The organism is Sorangium sp. So ce363, assembly GCF_051520435.1.
Taxonomy (GTDB): Bacteria; Myxococcota_A; Polyangia; order Polyangiales; family Polyangiaceae; genus Sorangium; species Sorangium cellulosum_B.
Genome location: NZ_CP150333.1, coordinates 6,846,770 through 6,862,608, shown reverse-complemented (window position 1 = coordinate 6,862,608; position 15,839 = coordinate 6,846,770). Strand labels below are relative to the sequence as shown.

The 15,839-nt window shown below is 69.2% G+C and carries 12 protein-coding genes and 1 pseudogene; 8 read left to right on the top strand and 5 right to left on the bottom strand.

Going from position 1 to position 15,839, the window contains the following annotated elements:
* Positions 1–236: 236 nt before the first annotated feature.
* Together WMF12_RS25795 and WMF12_RS25790 are read left to right on the top strand one after the other, a co-directional pair.
* On the top strand, positions 237–1,025 hold the full coding sequence (locus tag WMF12_RS25795) for an SDR family NAD(P)-dependent oxidoreductase (protein ID WP_437849840.1): 789 nt from the start codon (positions 237–239) through the stop codon (positions 1,023–1,025).
* A gap of 385 nt (positions 1,026–1,410) precedes the next feature.
* Positions 1,411–1,887 (top strand): hypothetical protein, encoded by a 477-nt coding sequence (locus tag WMF12_RS25790; RefSeq protein WP_437849838.1) that lies wholly within the window; start codon positions 1,411–1,413, stop codon positions 1,885–1,887.
* Positions 1,888–1,925: 38 nt separating this feature from the next.
* Here the strand turns inward: WMF12_RS25790 and WMF12_RS25785 are convergent, their stop codons facing one another.
* From WMF12_RS25785 to WMF12_RS25775, 3 genes are all read right to left on the bottom strand, one after another.
* On the bottom strand, positions 1,926–3,488 hold the full coding sequence (locus WMF12_RS25785) for a DUF1552 domain-containing protein (RefSeq protein ID WP_437849836.1): 1,563 nt from the start codon (positions 3,486–3,488) through the stop codon (positions 1,926–1,928).
* Positions 3,489–3,552: 64 nt separating this feature from the next.
* Entirely contained in the window at positions 3,553–5,004 is a 1,452-nt protein-coding gene (locus WMF12_RS25780; protein WP_437849834.1) for a DUF1592 domain-containing protein, read from the bottom strand.
* A 438-nt stretch (positions 5,005–5,442) separates the two neighbouring features.
* Positions 5,443–6,018, bottom strand: coding sequence for an RNA polymerase sigma factor (locus WMF12_RS25775; protein ID WP_437739317.1), 576 nt, complete (start codon positions 6,016–6,018; stop codon positions 5,443–5,445).
* Between the two features lie 609 nt (positions 6,019–6,627).
* On the opposite strand from WMF12_RS25775, the pseudogene WMF12_RS25770 reads away from it, so the two are divergent.
* Together WMF12_RS25770 and WMF12_RS25765 are read left to right on the top strand one after the other, a co-directional pair.
* Positions 6,628–7,065, top strand: a pseudogene (locus tag WMF12_RS25770) (alcohol dehydrogenase); the annotation flags it as partial.
* Positions 7,066–7,303: 238 nt separating this feature from the next.
* Positions 7,304–8,080, top strand: coding sequence for a hypothetical protein (locus tag WMF12_RS25765; RefSeq protein WP_437849832.1), 777 nt, complete (start codon positions 7,304–7,306; stop codon positions 8,078–8,080).
* A 103-nt stretch (positions 8,081–8,183) separates the two neighbouring features.
* Here the strand turns inward: WMF12_RS25765 and WMF12_RS25760 are convergent, their stop codons facing one another.
* On the bottom strand, positions 8,184–8,459 hold the full coding sequence (locus WMF12_RS25760; RefSeq protein WP_437849830.1) for a hypothetical protein: 276 nt from the start codon (positions 8,457–8,459) through the stop codon (positions 8,184–8,186).
* A gap of 505 nt (positions 8,460–8,964) precedes the next feature.
* Positions 8,965–10,566, bottom strand: a complete 1,602-nt coding sequence (locus WMF12_RS25755; RefSeq protein WP_437849828.1) for a PAS domain-containing protein — start codon at positions 10,564–10,566, stop codon at positions 8,965–8,967.
* A gap of 640 nt (positions 10,567–11,206) precedes the next feature.
* Between WMF12_RS25755 and WMF12_RS25750 the strand changes: the two genes are divergently transcribed.
* The 4 genes from WMF12_RS25750 (at position 11,207) to WMF12_RS25735 (ending at position 15,663) form a co-directional block, all read left to right on the top strand.
* Positions 11,207–12,406, top strand: coding sequence for an MFS transporter (locus WMF12_RS25750; RefSeq protein WP_437849826.1), 1,200 nt, complete (start codon positions 11,207–11,209; stop codon positions 12,404–12,406).
* 216 nt (positions 12,407–12,622) lie between these two features.
* The gene (locus WMF12_RS25745) at positions 12,623–13,849 is read left to right on the top strand and encodes a flavin-dependent oxidoreductase (protein ID WP_437849824.1); all 1,227 of its coding nucleotides are present in this window, start codon (positions 12,623–12,625) and stop codon (positions 13,847–13,849) included.
* A complete protein-coding gene (locus WMF12_RS25740) occupies positions 13,846–14,292 on the top strand; it encodes a DUF3237 family protein (RefSeq protein ID WP_437849822.1) in 447 nt (148 codons plus the stop codon). The genes WMF12_RS25745 and WMF12_RS25740 overlap by 4 nt, the downstream gene beginning before the upstream one ends.
* Positions 14,293–14,403: 111 nt before the next feature.
* The gene (locus WMF12_RS25735; RefSeq protein WP_437849820.1) at positions 14,404–15,663 is read left to right on the top strand and encodes a hypothetical protein; all 1,260 of its coding nucleotides are present in this window, start codon (positions 14,404–14,406) and stop codon (positions 15,661–15,663) included.
* Positions 15,664–15,839: the final 176 nt, after the last annotated feature.

The following is a 15,839-nucleotide window of genomic DNA, read 5'->3' as shown; positions in this document are numbered from 1 at the left end:
AGCAAGCGAGAGAACGGTCCTCGATCTGCTGGAAAGCCAGGCTGGACGTCCTCATCGCGGTCGTCGGCTTGCCTACGCAACGCCGCCGTCCTCCTTGATGAACTTCCGCAATGAGCCCACAGCAAGCCAGGAGAACTCATCCGCAGCCCCGGAGATGCGGCGCAGGTCCCACCCGCCGTACGGTGTTTGGTGACCGGACGGCCCGGTCCACCTTGGAGAGGATGGTAGGGGACACCATGGGCACACTGAGCACTTCCAAACGAATCCTGGTCACCGGCGCGTCGCGCGGGATCGGACGCGCGGCCGCGCTCGCGCTCGGCAAGCAGGGACACACGGTGGTGCTCGCCGCGCGCGACGAGCACGCGCTGAGGTCGCTCGCCCGCGAGATCGCTGGCGCGGGCGGGCGGGCCGAGGTCGTCCCGATGGATGTCACGGAGGACGGGAGCGTCGAGCGCGGGATCGCGCGGCTCCTCGAGGCGGGGCCGTGCGACGTCGTGATCAACAACGCAGGTTCCTGCGATCAGACGGATTTCATGGCGCAGGACATGAGCACGCGACGCGCCGAGATGGATCTCAATTACTGGGGTGCGGTGCGGGTGACGCGCGCGCTGCTGCCGTCGATGCTGGTGCGCCGCTCGGGCGTCATCGTGAACGTCTCGTCGTTGCTCGGGGTCATCGCTTCGCCGACGGCGGCCAATTATTCGGCGACGAAGGCGGCGCTCGGCGCGTGGTCGCATGCGCTCCGAGGCGAGGTGGGCCGCTTCGGCATCAAGGTCGTCGTGTTCGTGGCGCCCCACACCGACACGGCGTGCGGCCGCGCCACCCGCTTCGACGGCGTGGTGAGCTTGCCTGTCGAGTACACGGCGAAGGAGCTGCTCCGCGCCGTCGATCGGGCGCCCCGGCAGTTTGCGGGGAGCCCCGTCTATCGGCTTCTCTTGCGGCTCGCCGGGCTCTTTCCGGCCTTCCTCGAGGCGCGGGTCGCTGCGTCGGCGCGGGCTCATCTGCTGCCTGGCTATGGGCCGTAGGAGCGAGCGCGGAGGATCTGCGGTCCGAGAGTCATGTGCGGAGGGGCGCCTCGCGCGCACGACGGATACGAGCAATACGTGCGAACCGTGCGAACCGTACGAACCGAGCGAACCGTGCGACGCTGCCCCGATCGCCCTGGCGCGGCTCGGGCGATCGTGTATCTTCAACCTCGCAGAGGTAGCGCCATGAAGGTCTTCCGGTAGCAACGCGGTCGCTTCCGCCGAGCGGGTTCTCCCCGCTGCCCGCGTTGCTCGCGCTCCGGCGCCCCGTCGCCGTCCGTTCTCCGCTCGCCTCGCGGCGGCGGGGCGGCGTGTGTTCGACCTTCGACCTCCAGCCATCGGGCGACGCTCGTACGAGCCGAGCGCCGCCCGGAGAGCGTGCGTCATGGCGCCCCGTCTTCCGCTTTCCATCAAGCTCACCCGTCGCGCCGTCGCGCGACGAGACCTCTTCTGCGAGCTGGTGCAAAGGGCCGTCCGGCCGTCTCAGGCCGACGCCGCCTTCGCCTTCCATGCGTTCGCGTTCAAGGCCGATGAGGATGAGTTCGCGCGCGAGCTCATGTTCCGCCGGACCGAGCTCTGGCTCTTCCGCTCCAACCAGCGCGCCTCCTGCGGCGACTTCCTGGCCGTCGACATGTCGAGCCCCTGGGCGGCGCGGCGGCGATCCTACGTGATCGAGCTCAAGCGCGGGATGCCGGTGCGGATCGGGGGCGGCGCGGTGGGCGTGCAGCTCCAGAACGCGGCGAGCGCCGTGCAGGCGCTCGCGCAGAAGGGCGACGTGCTCGGCGTCGAGGGGGCGTACGTCACGGTGGCGGGGGATCGGGCGGAGATCCTCGCGATGTTCGCGAGGGGCGCGCGGCTCTAGCCTGGTCGACAGTCAGCGACGCGATCCTGCGGGCTCGGCTACCGCAGGATCTCCTCGAGGAGCGCGTTCGGCACGCCGCGGCGATCCTCGCCGAACGACGAGACGCCCAGGCCGTAGTACTGGTTCATGATGGTGAACCAGAGATCGCGGAGCTGGCGATCGCTGCCGAGGGCGCCGTAGGCGATGTGCGCGTCGTTCAAGAAGACGCCGTCGCCGCCGAGGAGCACGATGGGCAGGTCGTACCCGTCGTGGTCGTGCGATCGCATCTCGCTCATGTGCACCATGACGCAGTGATCGAGCACCGTGCCGTCGCCCTCGGGGATCGCGTCGAGCCGCTGCGCGAGCTGCGCGCTCTTCTGGTTGAGCCAGCAGTTGATCGCCGCGTAGTCGAGGTTGCTCTGCGCGATGATCTTGTACTGGCCGTCCTGGGTCGCGCGGTCGAGGTTGCCGGCGGCGTGCTGGGAGGAGTGGTAGTGCAGGCTGGCCTCTCTCCTGTACGCGAGTCCCACCTTGGCGCGGACGTCCTCCGGGATGCACCGATACTCGAACTCGGAGCGCATGTCGTCGTGCATGTGGGTGATCACGCGCGTCACGTCGCATTGAATGGCCATGACGATGAGGTCGATCATGACCTTCGCGTGATCTTCGTGCTTGTACGGGCCGGCTCCCGTGTTGTCGTTCTCGTTGAGCCCCTCCGCCTGGCCCGGCGGCTCGGGGACCACGCCGGGCTGGCTGATCGGGTTGCAGCCCAGGCCCGTCTGCGGGGTCATCGTCGACTGGACGCGGGTCGCGTTCTTCTCGATCTCGCGCAGCGAGTCCAGGTACTGCTGGACGATCTTGCGATCGGCGGAGCCGACCCGGTTCATGAGCGAGTTCGCGTCCGCCAGCACGCCGTCGATGACGCTCTTCTCGGTCGCCGCGCGGCGCTCCGCCTCGATCCTGGCCTCCTCGTCGCTCTGCCCTGGCACGGACCCCGCCGCGCCCGCGCCGACGAGCGCGTCGAACACCGCCTTCGGGTTGACCGAGCGCTTCAGCGGCTCGCGCGGGCTCTTCCAGGAGAGGACCTGATTGTAGGCGTAGCTGCGCTGGTCGAAGAAGCCGGGCTTGACGCCGAGCCCCGTCTGCAGCGACGGGATGCGGGTCGCCTGCTCCGGGCCTGCCTTCTGGACGATGAGCTGGTCGACCGAGACGCCGTTGCCCACCCACTCGCCGAGGTCCTGGCGCGCCTCCCTCCCCAGCTGATCGGCGTCCACGCAGGTCGAGAGCGCCGCGCCGAGGCGCGAGTGGGAAGGCTCGATGTAGGGGTGCTGCTCCGTGCTCCACGTGTAGTTGCCGAGGCGGCTTATCATGAGCATCTTCGACTTCACCGGCGCGAAGTGCTCGAGCACCCTCGGCAGCTTGAAATCGGCGCCCTTCAGCGTCTTTCCGAACGCCGGGGCCGTCTCCCACCAGTGATGGGGCGCCCCGTTCGGGAAGGTGCAGAGCACGAAGCGCTTCGGGGTGCCGGGCTCCCCGCCGCGCGCGCTGCGCGGCGCGAGGCTCTCGAGAAACGGCAGCGCCAGGCAGACGCCCGCGCCGCGCAACAAATTTCTGCGTGTCATCAAGCGTTTCATGTGCGCATCGCTCCTTCGTGCCTCGTCTTGTGCAGAAACAACGCGTGCGGCCTCACCGCGCCTTGTCCTTCGCTCGAAGGCGGAACGCCTCGCTGGTCACCACCTGCTTCACCAGATCCGCGATCGTGCCGCCGCCCCAGCGCGCGGCGATCTCCTTGATCCTGGTCCTGTCCCCGGCGCTCGGGCGCCGGCGCAGGGCATAGCTGAAGAGCTGCTCGGAGGGGCAGGTCCCCGACCGGGCGGCCTCCACGAGCGCCGGCACGAGGCCGGAGATGTCCTCGAACGCCGCGCCCTCGTACACCCCCGTCGCGTCGATCGGGTCGCCGTTCGGGTACTGGGTCCGGTAGGCGCCGATCGGGTCGAAGTTCTCCAGGCTCAGCCCGATCGGGTCGAGCACGTCGTGGCAGCCCGCGCAGTCGGGCGACGCGCGGTGCTTCTCGAGCTCCTTGCGCACGTTGGTGACGCCGCCCGCCTCCCCGTCCGCGGCGCCGAGCTCCGGGATATCCACGTTGGCGGGCGGCACCATGGGCGCGCAGAAGAGCTGCTCCAAGATCGTCTTCGCGCGGGACGTGGGAGAGGTCCGGTCGGCGCGGGACGACAGCGTCAGGAACGCTGGGAGCGTGAGGAACCCCTCGCGCACGCCCTCGGGGTCGTTCGCATAGAGCGGCTCGATCAGCCGGCTCTCCGGGTGGGGCGCCGTGAGGAACTCGGACCACGGCCGCCCGCCGGTCGTGAAGCCGGCGAAGTAGTCGTTGACCTGGTCGAGCATCGCGCCCTTCATCTCATCGTTCCAGCTCGGGAACTGGGTCGTGTCGGCGTTGTGGCTGGGGAGCGTGCGCGTGCCGAGCCACTGGCCGTAGAAGTTCTGGAAGAAGGCGGCGCTCTTCGGGTCGGCCAGCATGCGGTCCACCTGCTGCTCGAGCTCGTCCTCGGTGGCCAGCTGATCGTCCTCCGCCGCGTCGAAGAGATCCTCGTCCGGGAGCGAGCTCCAGAGCAGGTACGAGAGGCGCGACGCGACCTCGTAGCCATTGAGGGCGCCCGGCGATCTCGCCGAGTCGGGGCCCAGCTCGATCCGGAGGAGGAAATGCGGCGACGTGAGCACGGTCCGGACGACGTGCTGCACCGCCTCGACGGGGGACATCTCGAGGGCGGTCCGCGCGTCGTCGTACTGCGCCGCGTACCGGTCGACCTCCGCCGCGTCGAGCGGGCGCCGGAACGCGCGCAGCCCGAAGCGCTCGATGATCTCGCGCGCGCACCCGTCGTCCGCGCCCTCTGCCGGGTCGCACACGAGGATCTTGGCGCGCTGCGCCTCGTCCGAGAACGCGTCTTCGGCGAGCGTCCTGGCGGCGTCGTAATACCCCTGCACCAGGACCTGCGAGAGGTTCGAGAGCGCGCTCACGTTCGCGTCGAAGCCCTTCGCGCCGAAGGCCGGGAAGCCGTCTGCGGGCCTCAGGTTCGTCCCCAGGAGGTGGGCGACGGTGGAGTTGTACTCCGACGCTGTCATGTGGTGCAGAGGCATCCCGTCTATGGCGATGGTGGCGTCCTGCTCCGGAGTCTGCTCCGGAGAGTTATCGTCCCCGAGGGTGCCAGTGCACGAGATGCTCAGGAGGCATCCCCCGGCAGCGATCCAGGGACTCGTGAACACTCGGTCCAGTCTGAATGTCATTGTCGGCTCCCGCGTGTGGAATCGGCAGGTCTCGTCTTGTGACCGGAGCCCGCGATTTTCGTGATCAAATCGACCGGGTCCGGGCATGGCCGTGAAGATCGCGGTAGGTCGTATGAATCCAGGGTTGGCGGCGAGCGGCGTCGGGCGAGCGCCTGCTCGACCTGCGCTCGGCCAGAGCCCCCCTTCGCGGCCGCGCGCATCCACCGCCTGTCCTCGTCCGCCGGCTCGTCCGCATCGCAAAGGGCGTTCAGGAGCGCCCGCTCGCCAGCCCCCGGCTCATCCATGGCGGCCTCCTCGGATCTTGGCGTGGTGGCGCTGCACCGCGTCGGAGAACGCCTGTCGAGCGGCCCTCAGCCGCGCATACACGGTGTTGATGTTCACCCCGATCCCCTGCGCGATCTCCGACGCCGGAAGTTCTTCCAGCTCGGCGAGGAGCAGCACCACGCGCTTCTCCTCGTCGAGCGACGCCAGGAGGTCGTGCACCACGCGCGCGGCCTCCGCCCTCTTCATGGCCTCGTAGGGGCTGAGGTCGCTCGGCCCCGCGAGCTGCTCGGGATCCACGATCTCTCCTGTCCCGCGGTGGGCCGGGCTCTGGCGGCGCTGCGACCTCCGGTGCGCCTGCACGACGTTGACCACGATCCCGAAAACCCACGTCTTCAGCGACGAGCGGCCCCGGAACTCCGGTAGCCGCCGGTGCACGACGGCGAACACCTCCTGACACACGTCCTCGTGCGCGGAGGCGTCCACGACGAGGCGGCGCACGGTCCGCCACACCAAGGGAAAGAGCTCCTCGTACACCTCGGCGAAGTCGAGCGGCGCGGCCTGCGCGCCGGCCGCGGGGACGGCGGGCACCGCGTCGGCGGGCGGAGGCGTCGACGGAGCGAGGCTCGCTCGTCCGAATCTACTGCTCCGAGCTCGCCCTTCGAGAGGAGTTGCAATCCGCATGGAACATCTCACCCGTTCCTGGCTCAACCTCTCAAGAGCGCGGCATGGATGGCCCCTTCAGGCGGCCGGGTTTCAACATGACAGCGCCGCGCGTCAGGGGCGGCGAGAGGGAGACATCTCTGACAAAGCGACGCTATATCAACACATGAACCGCAGCTGTAATCGCTGCTGTACAAAGGTTGCTACTGGCCAGGACTGCGATTCCAGCCGCGGGCAATTTGATTGAGCTGACCGTTACTCGCATCCGCGACGACCGAGCGAATCGATGCCGACGTCGATCGGGACATCAAGGTCTCGGCGCGCGTGGCGACCCCTCCAGCGGGGAAGCGAAAGGATACCCGCTGGCGCAGATTGTGAACGCTCACACGCGCAGTGTCAACTCCTATCGGAGGGACCGCGGGTATCCTCGAGCGCGACGGAGGGCACGGCTGGCGGGGCTCCTCCGGAGCGCCGGTCCGAGGGGCGAAGCTCGGCGTGCATTGCTATCGGAACGAGGCAGCCGTGCTGGACCTGCTCGAGGGCCGGCGCGTCTTCGGGTTCGTCCGGCCGGGAGACGACGCTGCGCGCGCGTTCGCGCTGTCGATGGGGGCCGAGTGGGCGGGCGCTTCCTTCGACGCGCCCCCCGAGGAGCTCGACGCGGCGCTGATCTTCGCCCCGGCCGGCGAGCTGGTGCCGGCCGCGCTGCGCGCCGTACGCAAGGGCGGCGCCGTGGTCTGCGGGGGAATCCACATGAGCGACATCCCCTCGTTCCCTTATTCGATCCTGTGGGGCGAGCGGGTGCTGCGGTCGGTGGCGAACCTGACGCGCAGGGACGGCGAGGAGTTCCTCGCGCTCGCGCCGCGCGTGCCGGTGCGGACGGAGGTGAACGTCTATTCGCTGGCTGCGGCCAACGAGGCGCTCGACGATCTGCGGAACGGACGCATGTCCGGGGCGGCGGTGCTCGTGCCGCCGTGAAACCAGCGCTCACTGAGCGCTACGCCGTTCAGGGGCAGGAGGAGTCCCACGCTGTCTGGGACGGCTCGGCGAGCCGTCCGCGATGCGTTGCTCAGGCGCGCCCTGGTGTTCGTTCCAACTTTGCCCGGATACGTGGTTAGTCCAACAAGTCAATTCCATGGAGGTTCATGAGGACATAAGATGATCAAGGGGGGTGTTGTTCATGATGGTTCGAAGCGTGCTAGTTCTGTGTCCTGCCATGGTGACGTCGCTGGCCGCTTGCGTGGGCGTGCCGGAGGGGGAGGACTACGATGTCGACGCCGCGGAGCAGGCGGTTGTCGTCGACAACGCGCTGACGTCGAACGCGCTGACGTCGAACGCGCTGACATTGAACGCGCTGACATCGAACGCGCTGACGTCGAACGCGCTGACGTCGAACGCGCTGACGTCGAACGCGCTCACCAGGAGCGCGCTCCGGGATCCGCTCGCGCGCCAGCTGCTCAAGTACGTGGTGAGCTGCGCCCTGCCGAGGGGGGCGCACTTCGATATCGATGTCGACGGCGTGGTTTATGGATTCGATGGCGGGATCGGTCTTCACAAGAATTGGGGCGATACGGGCGGCTCCTGCGACAATGCGTGCAAGGCATGGGTGTCCGCGTGCGTACTATCCAGGGTCAATTACCTCGGGATCCCGACCCCCATCTCGATGAGAGGGAACCAATGCGAGCTGTCCTCCGACTCGGCGGAGCGGACGGCGTACGCGACGCGCGAAGGGGCATACTATGGCAATATCTTCGCCAATCCGCCTCTTTACTTTGCTTGCGTGTCACCCGAGCAGACCTCGATCCAGCGGGTGTGCGGGCCATCGCTGGACGACTGCGTCGTCAAAGTCGTCGGAAATTGCGGCGACACGTGCGACAAGCCGCGCAGCGATGGGAGCTTCGAGAACTGCCGCGATCACGCGCGAAGCGCGTCCGGTCAGTTCCCGAGCGGCACGATCGCCTACGACGGTTCGGTCACCATCTTCTTGCAGTAGAGGATGCAACGGCGGGCGCTCCCCAGGGTGATCCCCTTCAGCGGGAACGCGCCCGGCGCACCAAGAGAAAGGGGCGCTCGGCCTCCGAGCGCCCCTTTCGGTCTCATTGCGCCGTGCGATGCAGGAGACGAACCGAGACCAGGTTCGCTGCGATCGGGTTACAGCGCTTGCACCCGATATTGCCGCAGGGGCCCGCCGCATGTTGCCTGGTGCGGACGGTCGCCTTCCGCAGCCGCCTCGCTCGGAGCTTCGCGCGCCGGCTCTTCGTGTTCTGCCCCGCCGCCTTCCATGCTTCGTACTTCGCTCTCTCGGCGGCCTTGCGCGCGCGCTTCGCCGCCCTCCGATGCCGCTTGGCCTCGGACTTCTTCTTCTTACTCATGGGACCACCCAACGCCGCTTCAGGGATCTCGCGGAGTAGGCGGCCGGGGACGGCGCCCGCGGCTCATCTCGACCGGGCGCGGCGCCCCCGAGCACGCCCGGATACGGGGTACCGGGCTAGCGCGTGACGATGCCTCCGCGTGACAACGTCACGCGCAGAGGACGAGGGTGTTCTTCATCGAGCTCCTCCAGTCGAGTCGCAGGTCGGTTTGACGACGCCAGAATGAAAGAGGCCGCCTCCGGATCCCCGGGGCGGCCTCTTGAACGCGTCGCGCGCTCCGTCGCCCGTCAGCGGGGCTCGCTCGCGGGATGGGCCGTGAGCGAGAAAGGGGAGGCGGCAACGACGACCATAGCGACGGCGGAAGGGTGCATCGAATCGAGCCGGTCGTCAAGGGTCTTGAGTCGAATCACCACGCCTTCCATCTCCGTTCCGCGCTCCGTTCCGCGCTCCGTTCCGCGCTCCTTTCCTCGTCGCCCTCGCGGAGGACGGGAAACGCCTGCACCGCTCAGCGAAGGCCGGGCAGCGCGCGGAGGCAGACCTCGATGCCGGCGCGGAGGTTGCCGTGTGTGGTGACGCCGGAGAGGTCGACCCCGATGCCACACATGGATTGGGCGACGGCGGGCCCGATGCCGGTGAGGACGCCGCTCGCGCCGAGCAGGCGGATCGCGCGGACGATGCGGACGAGGTGGTCGGCCGTCGCGGCGTCGACGCTCTCGATGCCGGTGACGTCGATGATGGCGAAACGAGCGCCTGTGCGCACGACCTCGTCGAGGAGCTTGCTGGTGACGTCGGCCGCGCGGGCGTCGTCGAGCGCGCCGATGAGGGGCACGGCGAGCACGCCCTGGGCGACCTGGAGGATGGGCGTGGACAGGGCACGGATGAGCGCCTGCTGGCGCTGGATGACCGCGAGCTGACCGGCGATGGCGTGCTTCTGCCGCTCGAGCTCGGCGATGGTCGCCGTCATGTGCTCCTCGTGCTCCCGCTGCGCCGTGATGTCCGTTCCAATGGCGAGGATGTGCGCCGTGCCGTCCTGCTCGACGAGAGGCACCTTGACGACGGACATCCACCGCGTCTTGCTGTTCGGGCGCGTGACGGGGTGAACCCTCGAGACCGGCTGCATGCGCGCGAGCACCTCCCGGTCCATCTCGCCGATGACGGAGAGCTCGGCGTGGGAGCGCGGCAGATCGTCAACGGTCTTTCCCACCGCGCCCTCCACCGTGGTGTTGTACAGCTCGGCGTAGCTCTTGCTGACGAGCTTCATCTTGCCGTCCCGATCCTTGACCGTGACGACGATCGGGATGGTGTCGAGCACGAGGCGGATGAACTGCCGCTCGCGCTCGAGGGCGAGCTCTGCCTCCTTGAGCGCGGTGGTGTCGATCCGCAGGCCGACGAAGCTGCCGTCGGGGAGGCGCCCGCTCTTGAGGGTGATCCAGCGGTCCCCGAACCGCCGCACGAAGACGTCCCCGGGGCGGCGATGCTCCGCGAGGCGAGCGGCGACCCACTCCTCTTCGCCGAGGCCGCTGTGGAGGTGGATCCCGTGCCGGCAGCCCTCGCGGACGACATCTTCGAACGTATTGCCCATCTGAATGGCGGCGGCACATTCGGGGTAGAGCGATTTGTACGCCGCGTTGAAGAAGCGGAGCCGCTCCTCGGCATCGTAGATGACGAAGCCGACGTCGAGCGCCTCGACGGCCGCGCGCAGGCGCGCTCCTTGATCGCACGCCGCCCGCTCGGCCCGGCGTTGCTCGGTCACGTCGCGCAGCGCGAGGAGCACGGCGGCGCACGCGCCCGCAGGGTCGACGAGCGGGCTGAGGCTGCCTTCGGCGAGGACGGCGCGCTCGTTCGCGAGGTGGAGCGTGAAGTCGGGCGGCAGGGCGCGCGGGGCGCGATCGCGGAGCACCTGATCGAGCAGCGCGCCGAGGGGCGCATCGGGCCGCAGGACCTCATCGACGGGCCTCCCCCGCGCCGCCGACCCGGGAGTGGAGCAGAGGCGCTCGGCGGCGGGGTTCAGCGCCAGGATCCGACCGCTTTCATCGAGCAAGAGCAGCGGGTCGACGCTGCAGGTGAAGGCGAGCGAGCAGAGATCAGCAGGAGCGTCGCTTGGCATCGGGAGGAGCGTAGATCAAGAGCTCCTCAGGGTGTCGGCCTCGGTGACCCCATGACGCATCCACAGGCAGCGGAGCCGCTGGTCGAGCTCAGCCCGGGCGCGGTTCCGTGAACCGCCGAACGACGGCCGCTGCCGGCGCTGCGCCACCTGGACCACCGCGCGCCGTGGCACACGCGGCAGGCGTCCTGGCATTGCCCGCCCATGCACCCGCACACTGTGTGATTCGTCCCTCTGTTCCTTTCCTCGTCGCCGAGCTCGTCAGGTCACTTGCGCTGTTTTCCTCACCATGAAGGCCGTCGGCCAGAGCGGGCTGTTGGCCGCGCGTCGGCGCAAGAGCGAGAGCGGATCGAGAGAGCACCGCTCCACGCTCTCGACGAGGATGCGCGTCAACGATCCTGCAGCCACCGCGCCCGCCTCCGCCCCGACCCCCATCGCGGCAGCAAAAATCCTGTCGCCTGACAACGGCTCGCCTCGAGGCATAGGCGGGTATGCCTATGCCTCGAGCCCGAGGGCTCGGGTACGAAGTCGTTGCATCACCGGGTCCGTCACGCTCCACCAGCTACGTTCAAACACCGCATCGGTTCGGCTGCCGCCGGCTGCAACCATCCCGGGCAACGGGAACGAAACGGGAGGTTTCCCCATGGGCGCATCGCCCCCTCACGCGCCGCGCGGCGCCGTCACGCTGTCGCTGTGCTTCCTGATCGCGCTGCTGGAAGGGTTCGACATCCAGGCCGTCGGCGTGGCCGCCCCCCTGCTGATCCCCGCCCTGGGCCTGACGCCAGGGCAGGCGGGCGTCGTGTTCGGGGCCGGTATGGCCGGGCTGGTCTGCGGCGCGCTGGCCGGCGGCTGGATGGCCGACCGCATGGGCCGGAAGCCGCTGCTGATGCTGGCCGTCGGCGTTTTCGGCCTGTTCACGCTGGCCACCGTGGTGGCGGGAGGGCCGGTGTCGCTGGGCCTCTACCGGCTCCTGGCCGGGACAGGGCTGGGGGCGGCGATGCCCACCCTGGTGGCCGTCGCCCTGGAAATCGCCCCGCCCGACCGGCGGACCCGCACCACCACGTTGATGTTCAGCGGCATGCCGGCCGGAGGCGCGCTGGCGGCGCTGTTCGCGGCCGGCTTTCTGGCGCGGTTCGGCTGGCAGAGCATCTTCCTGGCCGGCGGCGTGCTGCCGCTGCTGCTGCTGCCGGTCATGGCGCGGCTGATGCCCGACAGCCGCACCGCAGCGGCCAGCGGCGCCAAGCCGCCGGGCGGGGGACAGGCGCTGTTCGGCGATGGCCGGCTGCTGGTCACGCTGCTGGCCTGGTTCACCTTCGGCCTGACGCTGCTGGTGCTGTATCTGCTGCTGAACTGGCTGCCGTCGCTGGTCGCCGCCAAGGGCCTGGGCGGAGTCGGGGGTGCTGGCGCCGCCTTCGCCTTCAATGTTGGCAGCGTCATCGGCTGCTGGGTCATCGGCATGCTGGTGGATCGGCTCGGGCCGCGCCTTCCCATCATCGCGGCCTATCCCGCCCTGGCCCTGTCGCTGTTCGGCCTGGCGGGGGCCGACAGCCTGCCGCCGGTGCTGGTGCTGGCCGGCCTGGCCGGCTTCTTCTTGCTGGGCGCGCAATATTCGCTCTATGGCGTCATCCCGCTCTATTACCCGGCGCGGGCGCGTGGGCTGGCCACCGGCGCCTCCATCGCCGCCGGCCGGCTGGGTTCCATCGGCGGGCCGCTGGTGGCGGGGCACCTGCTGGGGCAGGGCTGGGGTCCCGCGGGCGTGGCCATGGCCATGGTGCCAGTGGTCCTGTCGGCCGGGGTTGCCGCGGCGGTGATGACCATTCGTGGACGTTATGCCGGTGAGTGAGGAAAGGGCGGAGGCGATCCGCGCCCGGCCGCGCGCCGGGCGCCATCCGGGCGGCGGGGCCTTCGGCCTGCGCGGTCCCGAGGGGCGCCGCCCGCTGGATCGTTCGAGAGGACTGGCTGCTGCTGGCGCTGGCGGTGCTGTTCGTCGCGCGCTTCGCCCGCTTGGCGGCGGCTTCAACGAGGTGCGGCGTCGAGCCGCATGTCTGCGGGAGGACTCATGCAGGTAATCGTCGCGGGCGCCGGGATCGGCGGCCTGGCCGCGGCTCTGGCGTTACACGCCTCGGGCCATGAGGTGACGGTGTTCGAGGCCGTGCCCACCATCCTGCCGCTCGGGGTCGGCATCAACCTCCTGCCCCACGCCGCCGAGGTGCTGGATGAGCTGGGCCTGGTCGAGGCCTTGATGGCCCACGGGGTGGCGACCCGGGAGCTTGTCTATTTCAACCGCTTCGGCCAGCGCATCTGGGGCGAGCCGCGCGGCCGCTTCGCGGGTCACGCCGCGCCGCAGATCTCCCTGCACCGCGGCGCCCTGCAAGGCGTGCTGTTCGACGCCGCCGTCGAGCGCCTGGGCACAGGCCGGGTGATCTGCGACCGGCGCCTCCTGGCCCACGAAGAGGGCGAGGGCCGCATCGTGGCGCGCTTCATCAACCGCGAGGGCGTGGCCTGGACGGTTCCAGCCGATCTCCTGATCTGCGCCGACGGCATCCATTCGGCGGCGCGCGCCGGCCTCTATCCGGACGAGGGGCCGCCGGTCTATGGCGGCCGCATCCTGTGGCGGGCGACCAGCCTGGCGATGCCCTTCCTCACCGGCGCCAGCATGATCATGGCCGGGCATCAGGACCAGAAGTTCGTCGCTTATCCCATCTCCCCACCGGGGCCGGACGGCCGCCAGACGATCAACTGGATCGCCGAGCTCGCCATCGCCGAGAGCCTGCGACGGGAGGACTGGAACCGGCGGGGCGAGCCCGCCGACTTCCTGCCCAGGTTCGAGGCCTGGCGCTTCGACTGGCTGGATGTGCCCGGCCTGATCCGGAACGCCGAGGCGATCTACGAGTTCCCGCTGGTCGACCGCGATCCGCTGCCTCGCTGGAGCCATGGGCGCATGACGCTGCTGGGGGACGCCGCCCATCCGATGTATCCGATCGGCTCCAACGGGGCGAGCCAGGCCATCCTGGACGCCCGCGCCCTGGTCCGCGCGCTCGCCGCCCATGCCGATCCCGTGGAAGCGCTGGCCGCTTACGAGGCCGAGCGCCTGCCCGCCACCGCCGCCATCGTCGCGGCCAATCGCGGCAACGGTCCGGAGCAGTGCATGCAGATCACCCAGGACCGCGCGCCCGACGGATTCGACCGTATCGAGGACGTCTTCGCCCCGGGCGAGCTGGAGGCCATCGCCGCCCGCTACAAGGTGCTGACCGGCCTGAAGCGCGCCTCGGAGCCCCGCGCGTGAGCCCTCCCCTCATCCCTCTGATGACGCTCGAGGTGGCGGTGGACCCGCCGGTCACCGTCAATCCGAGCTCGCCCGGCCGGCGCTTCATCCCGATTGTCGGCGGCACGGTGGCTGGCGGCCTCGAGGGGCGGGTGCTGCCGGGCGGCGACTGGCAGACGATCTGGGCCGACGGGCGGATGGACATCTCCGCCCACTACATCCTCGACATCGCCGGCCATGGGACAGTGGAGATCCTCTCCGAAGGCGTCCGCGCCGGGCCGCCGGAGGTGCTGGCGGCGCTCGGGCGCGGCGAGGCCGTGGACCCCGGGCTCTACTACTTCCGCACCGCCATCCGTATGCGCACCTCGGCGCCAGGGCTCCTGCGGCTGAACGCCGTGCTGGCCCTGTCCGTGGGCGAGCGGCTGGCCGACCGGGTGCGGCTCACGGTGTACGAGATCGGCTAGGGGGCGCGAGCGCGGCTGAGATCTTCAAGGCCTCGGATGGCCTGACACGGAGAACGCATGAGCACACAGACGAGAGCGGCGAGACGCCGGGGCGATGTCGGCGCAGGGTTCTTGGCCGTCATCCTCGGCATCACTTCCTTCCATCGCTCGGCAGGGGCACAACCGCCGCCCGAGGCGCCGCCGGCGCCCACGGGCGAGGCTCCGCCGAATGCGGCCCCCGCTGCAGACGCGAGCGCGGCGCCAGCGCCGTCTGCGGAAGCCCACGCCGGCGCGCCGGCGCCGCAGAGCGCTGCCGGGCCTGGTCCAGCTTCGACGGCACCGCCGGCGGAGAAGGAGCCATGGAAGAAGCCGGTCAGCGTCGCGGCCTGGGTCCGCGTCGGAGGTCGCTTACAGAACCCCGGCGCGCGCGAGAAGATGGACCGGCTGCTCGGGGACGGAGAGCTGGATCTGTCGTTTTCAGGCGAAATCAACCGATTCATCGGCCTGCAGGGCGCGATCGTCGCTCAGTTCGGGCCGACCCCGACCGGGGGCAACATCACGGGCAGCGCGACCATCCGAGACGCCATCGCCAAGTTCCAGTTTCATGATCTGCTGAACGTCTGGATCGGTCGAATGATCGTGCCGTCGGATCGCTCTGCCTTCTCCGGGCCGTGGTCGATGGGGCCGTGGAACTATCCCGGATTCTTCGAGCCCTATGCGCCGCCGATCGGGCCGAGACAGGGGCCTTTCGGGCGCAACGATGGGGTAACCACCTGGGGCAAGGCGGCGGGCGGCCTGTTCAAGTATTACGTGGGGGCTTTCAACCTGCATGACTCTTCGGTGAGCCCGCTTTACACGGCGAGGCTCAACTTGAGCTTGCTCGACCCGGAGCCAGCCTATTACCAGAAGGCCACGTACCTCGGGGAGAAGAGCATCCTCGCGCTCGGCGTGGCAGGTGAGGTGCAGAAGGAAGGTTCGGTCGAATCGCTGCCGCCCCCTGCGACGGGCGAGCCCGCAGGCATCCCACGCAAGGACACCTACGGCGAGGTCAACGCCGACCTCCTGTTCGAGAAGAACCTCGGTGCGGCGGGCACCATCACGCTCGAGGGCGCATTCTACAAGTACTTCGGCGACTTCGAGAGGTTCGACTATTCTTATTTTGCGCTCGCGAGCTACCTCACGCCGAGCAACGTCGGCGTCGGGAAGTTGCAGCCTCTGGTCCGGCTGCAACAAGCGAAGCCGAAGAACGCCGACTCCTATCTGCTCATCGATGCCCAGATGGGCTACATCATCGAGGGGCACGCCGCGCGTGTCGCGCTCGGCTATCAAAGAAGCGATCTGTCGGGGGCGAAAGGGAACGCCCTGTTTCTCGGCGTCCAGCTGCAAAAGTGATCCCCAAGACGATGGGGTTTCGCGCCCACGATCCGCGGCATAGGCGCGTATGCCTATGCCGCGAGCCAGTGGGATCGGGTACGAAATCGTCGCAATCACCTCCATGGCCCGCCGCGCAAGATCGTGGGGCGTCGTGAAAACATCCAATCCGGTGTTCATGCGGATCCGTTCAACCG

Bases quoted from the DNA above. Each gene is read 5' to 3' on its own strand.
- WMF12_RS25760 (WP_437849830.1), bottom strand. From the start codon at position 8,459: ATGAGTAAGAAGAAGAAGTCCGAGGCCAAGCGGCATCGGAGGGCGGCG.
- WMF12_RS25755 (WP_437849828.1), bottom strand. From the start codon at position 10,566: ATGCCAAGCGACGCTCCTGCTGATCTCTGCTCGCTCGCCTTCACCTGC.
- WMF12_RS25785 (WP_437849836.1), bottom strand. From the start codon at position 3,488: ATGACACGCAGAAATTTGTTGCGCGGCGCGGGCGTCTGCCTGGCGCTG.
- WMF12_RS25790 (WP_437849838.1), top strand. From the start codon at position 1,411: ATGGCGCCCCGTCTTCCGCTTTCCATCAAGCTCACCCGTCGCGCCGTC.
- WMF12_RS25765 (WP_437849832.1), top strand. From the start codon at position 7,304: ATGGTGACGTCGCTGGCCGCTTGCGTGGGCGTGCCGGAGGGGGAGGAC.
- WMF12_RS25795 (WP_437849840.1), top strand. From the start codon at position 237: ATGGGCACACTGAGCACTTCCAAACGAATCCTGGTCACCGGCGCGTCG.
- WMF12_RS25780 (WP_437849834.1), bottom strand. From the start codon at position 5,004: ATGACAGCGTCGGAGTACAACTCCACCGTCGCCCACCTCCTGGGGACG.
- WMF12_RS25750 (WP_437849826.1), top strand. From the start codon at position 11,207: ATGGGCGCATCGCCCCCTCACGCGCCGCGCGGCGCCGTCACGCTGTCG.
- WMF12_RS25745 (WP_437849824.1), top strand. From the start codon at position 12,623: ATGCAGGTAATCGTCGCGGGCGCCGGGATCGGCGGCCTGGCCGCGGCT.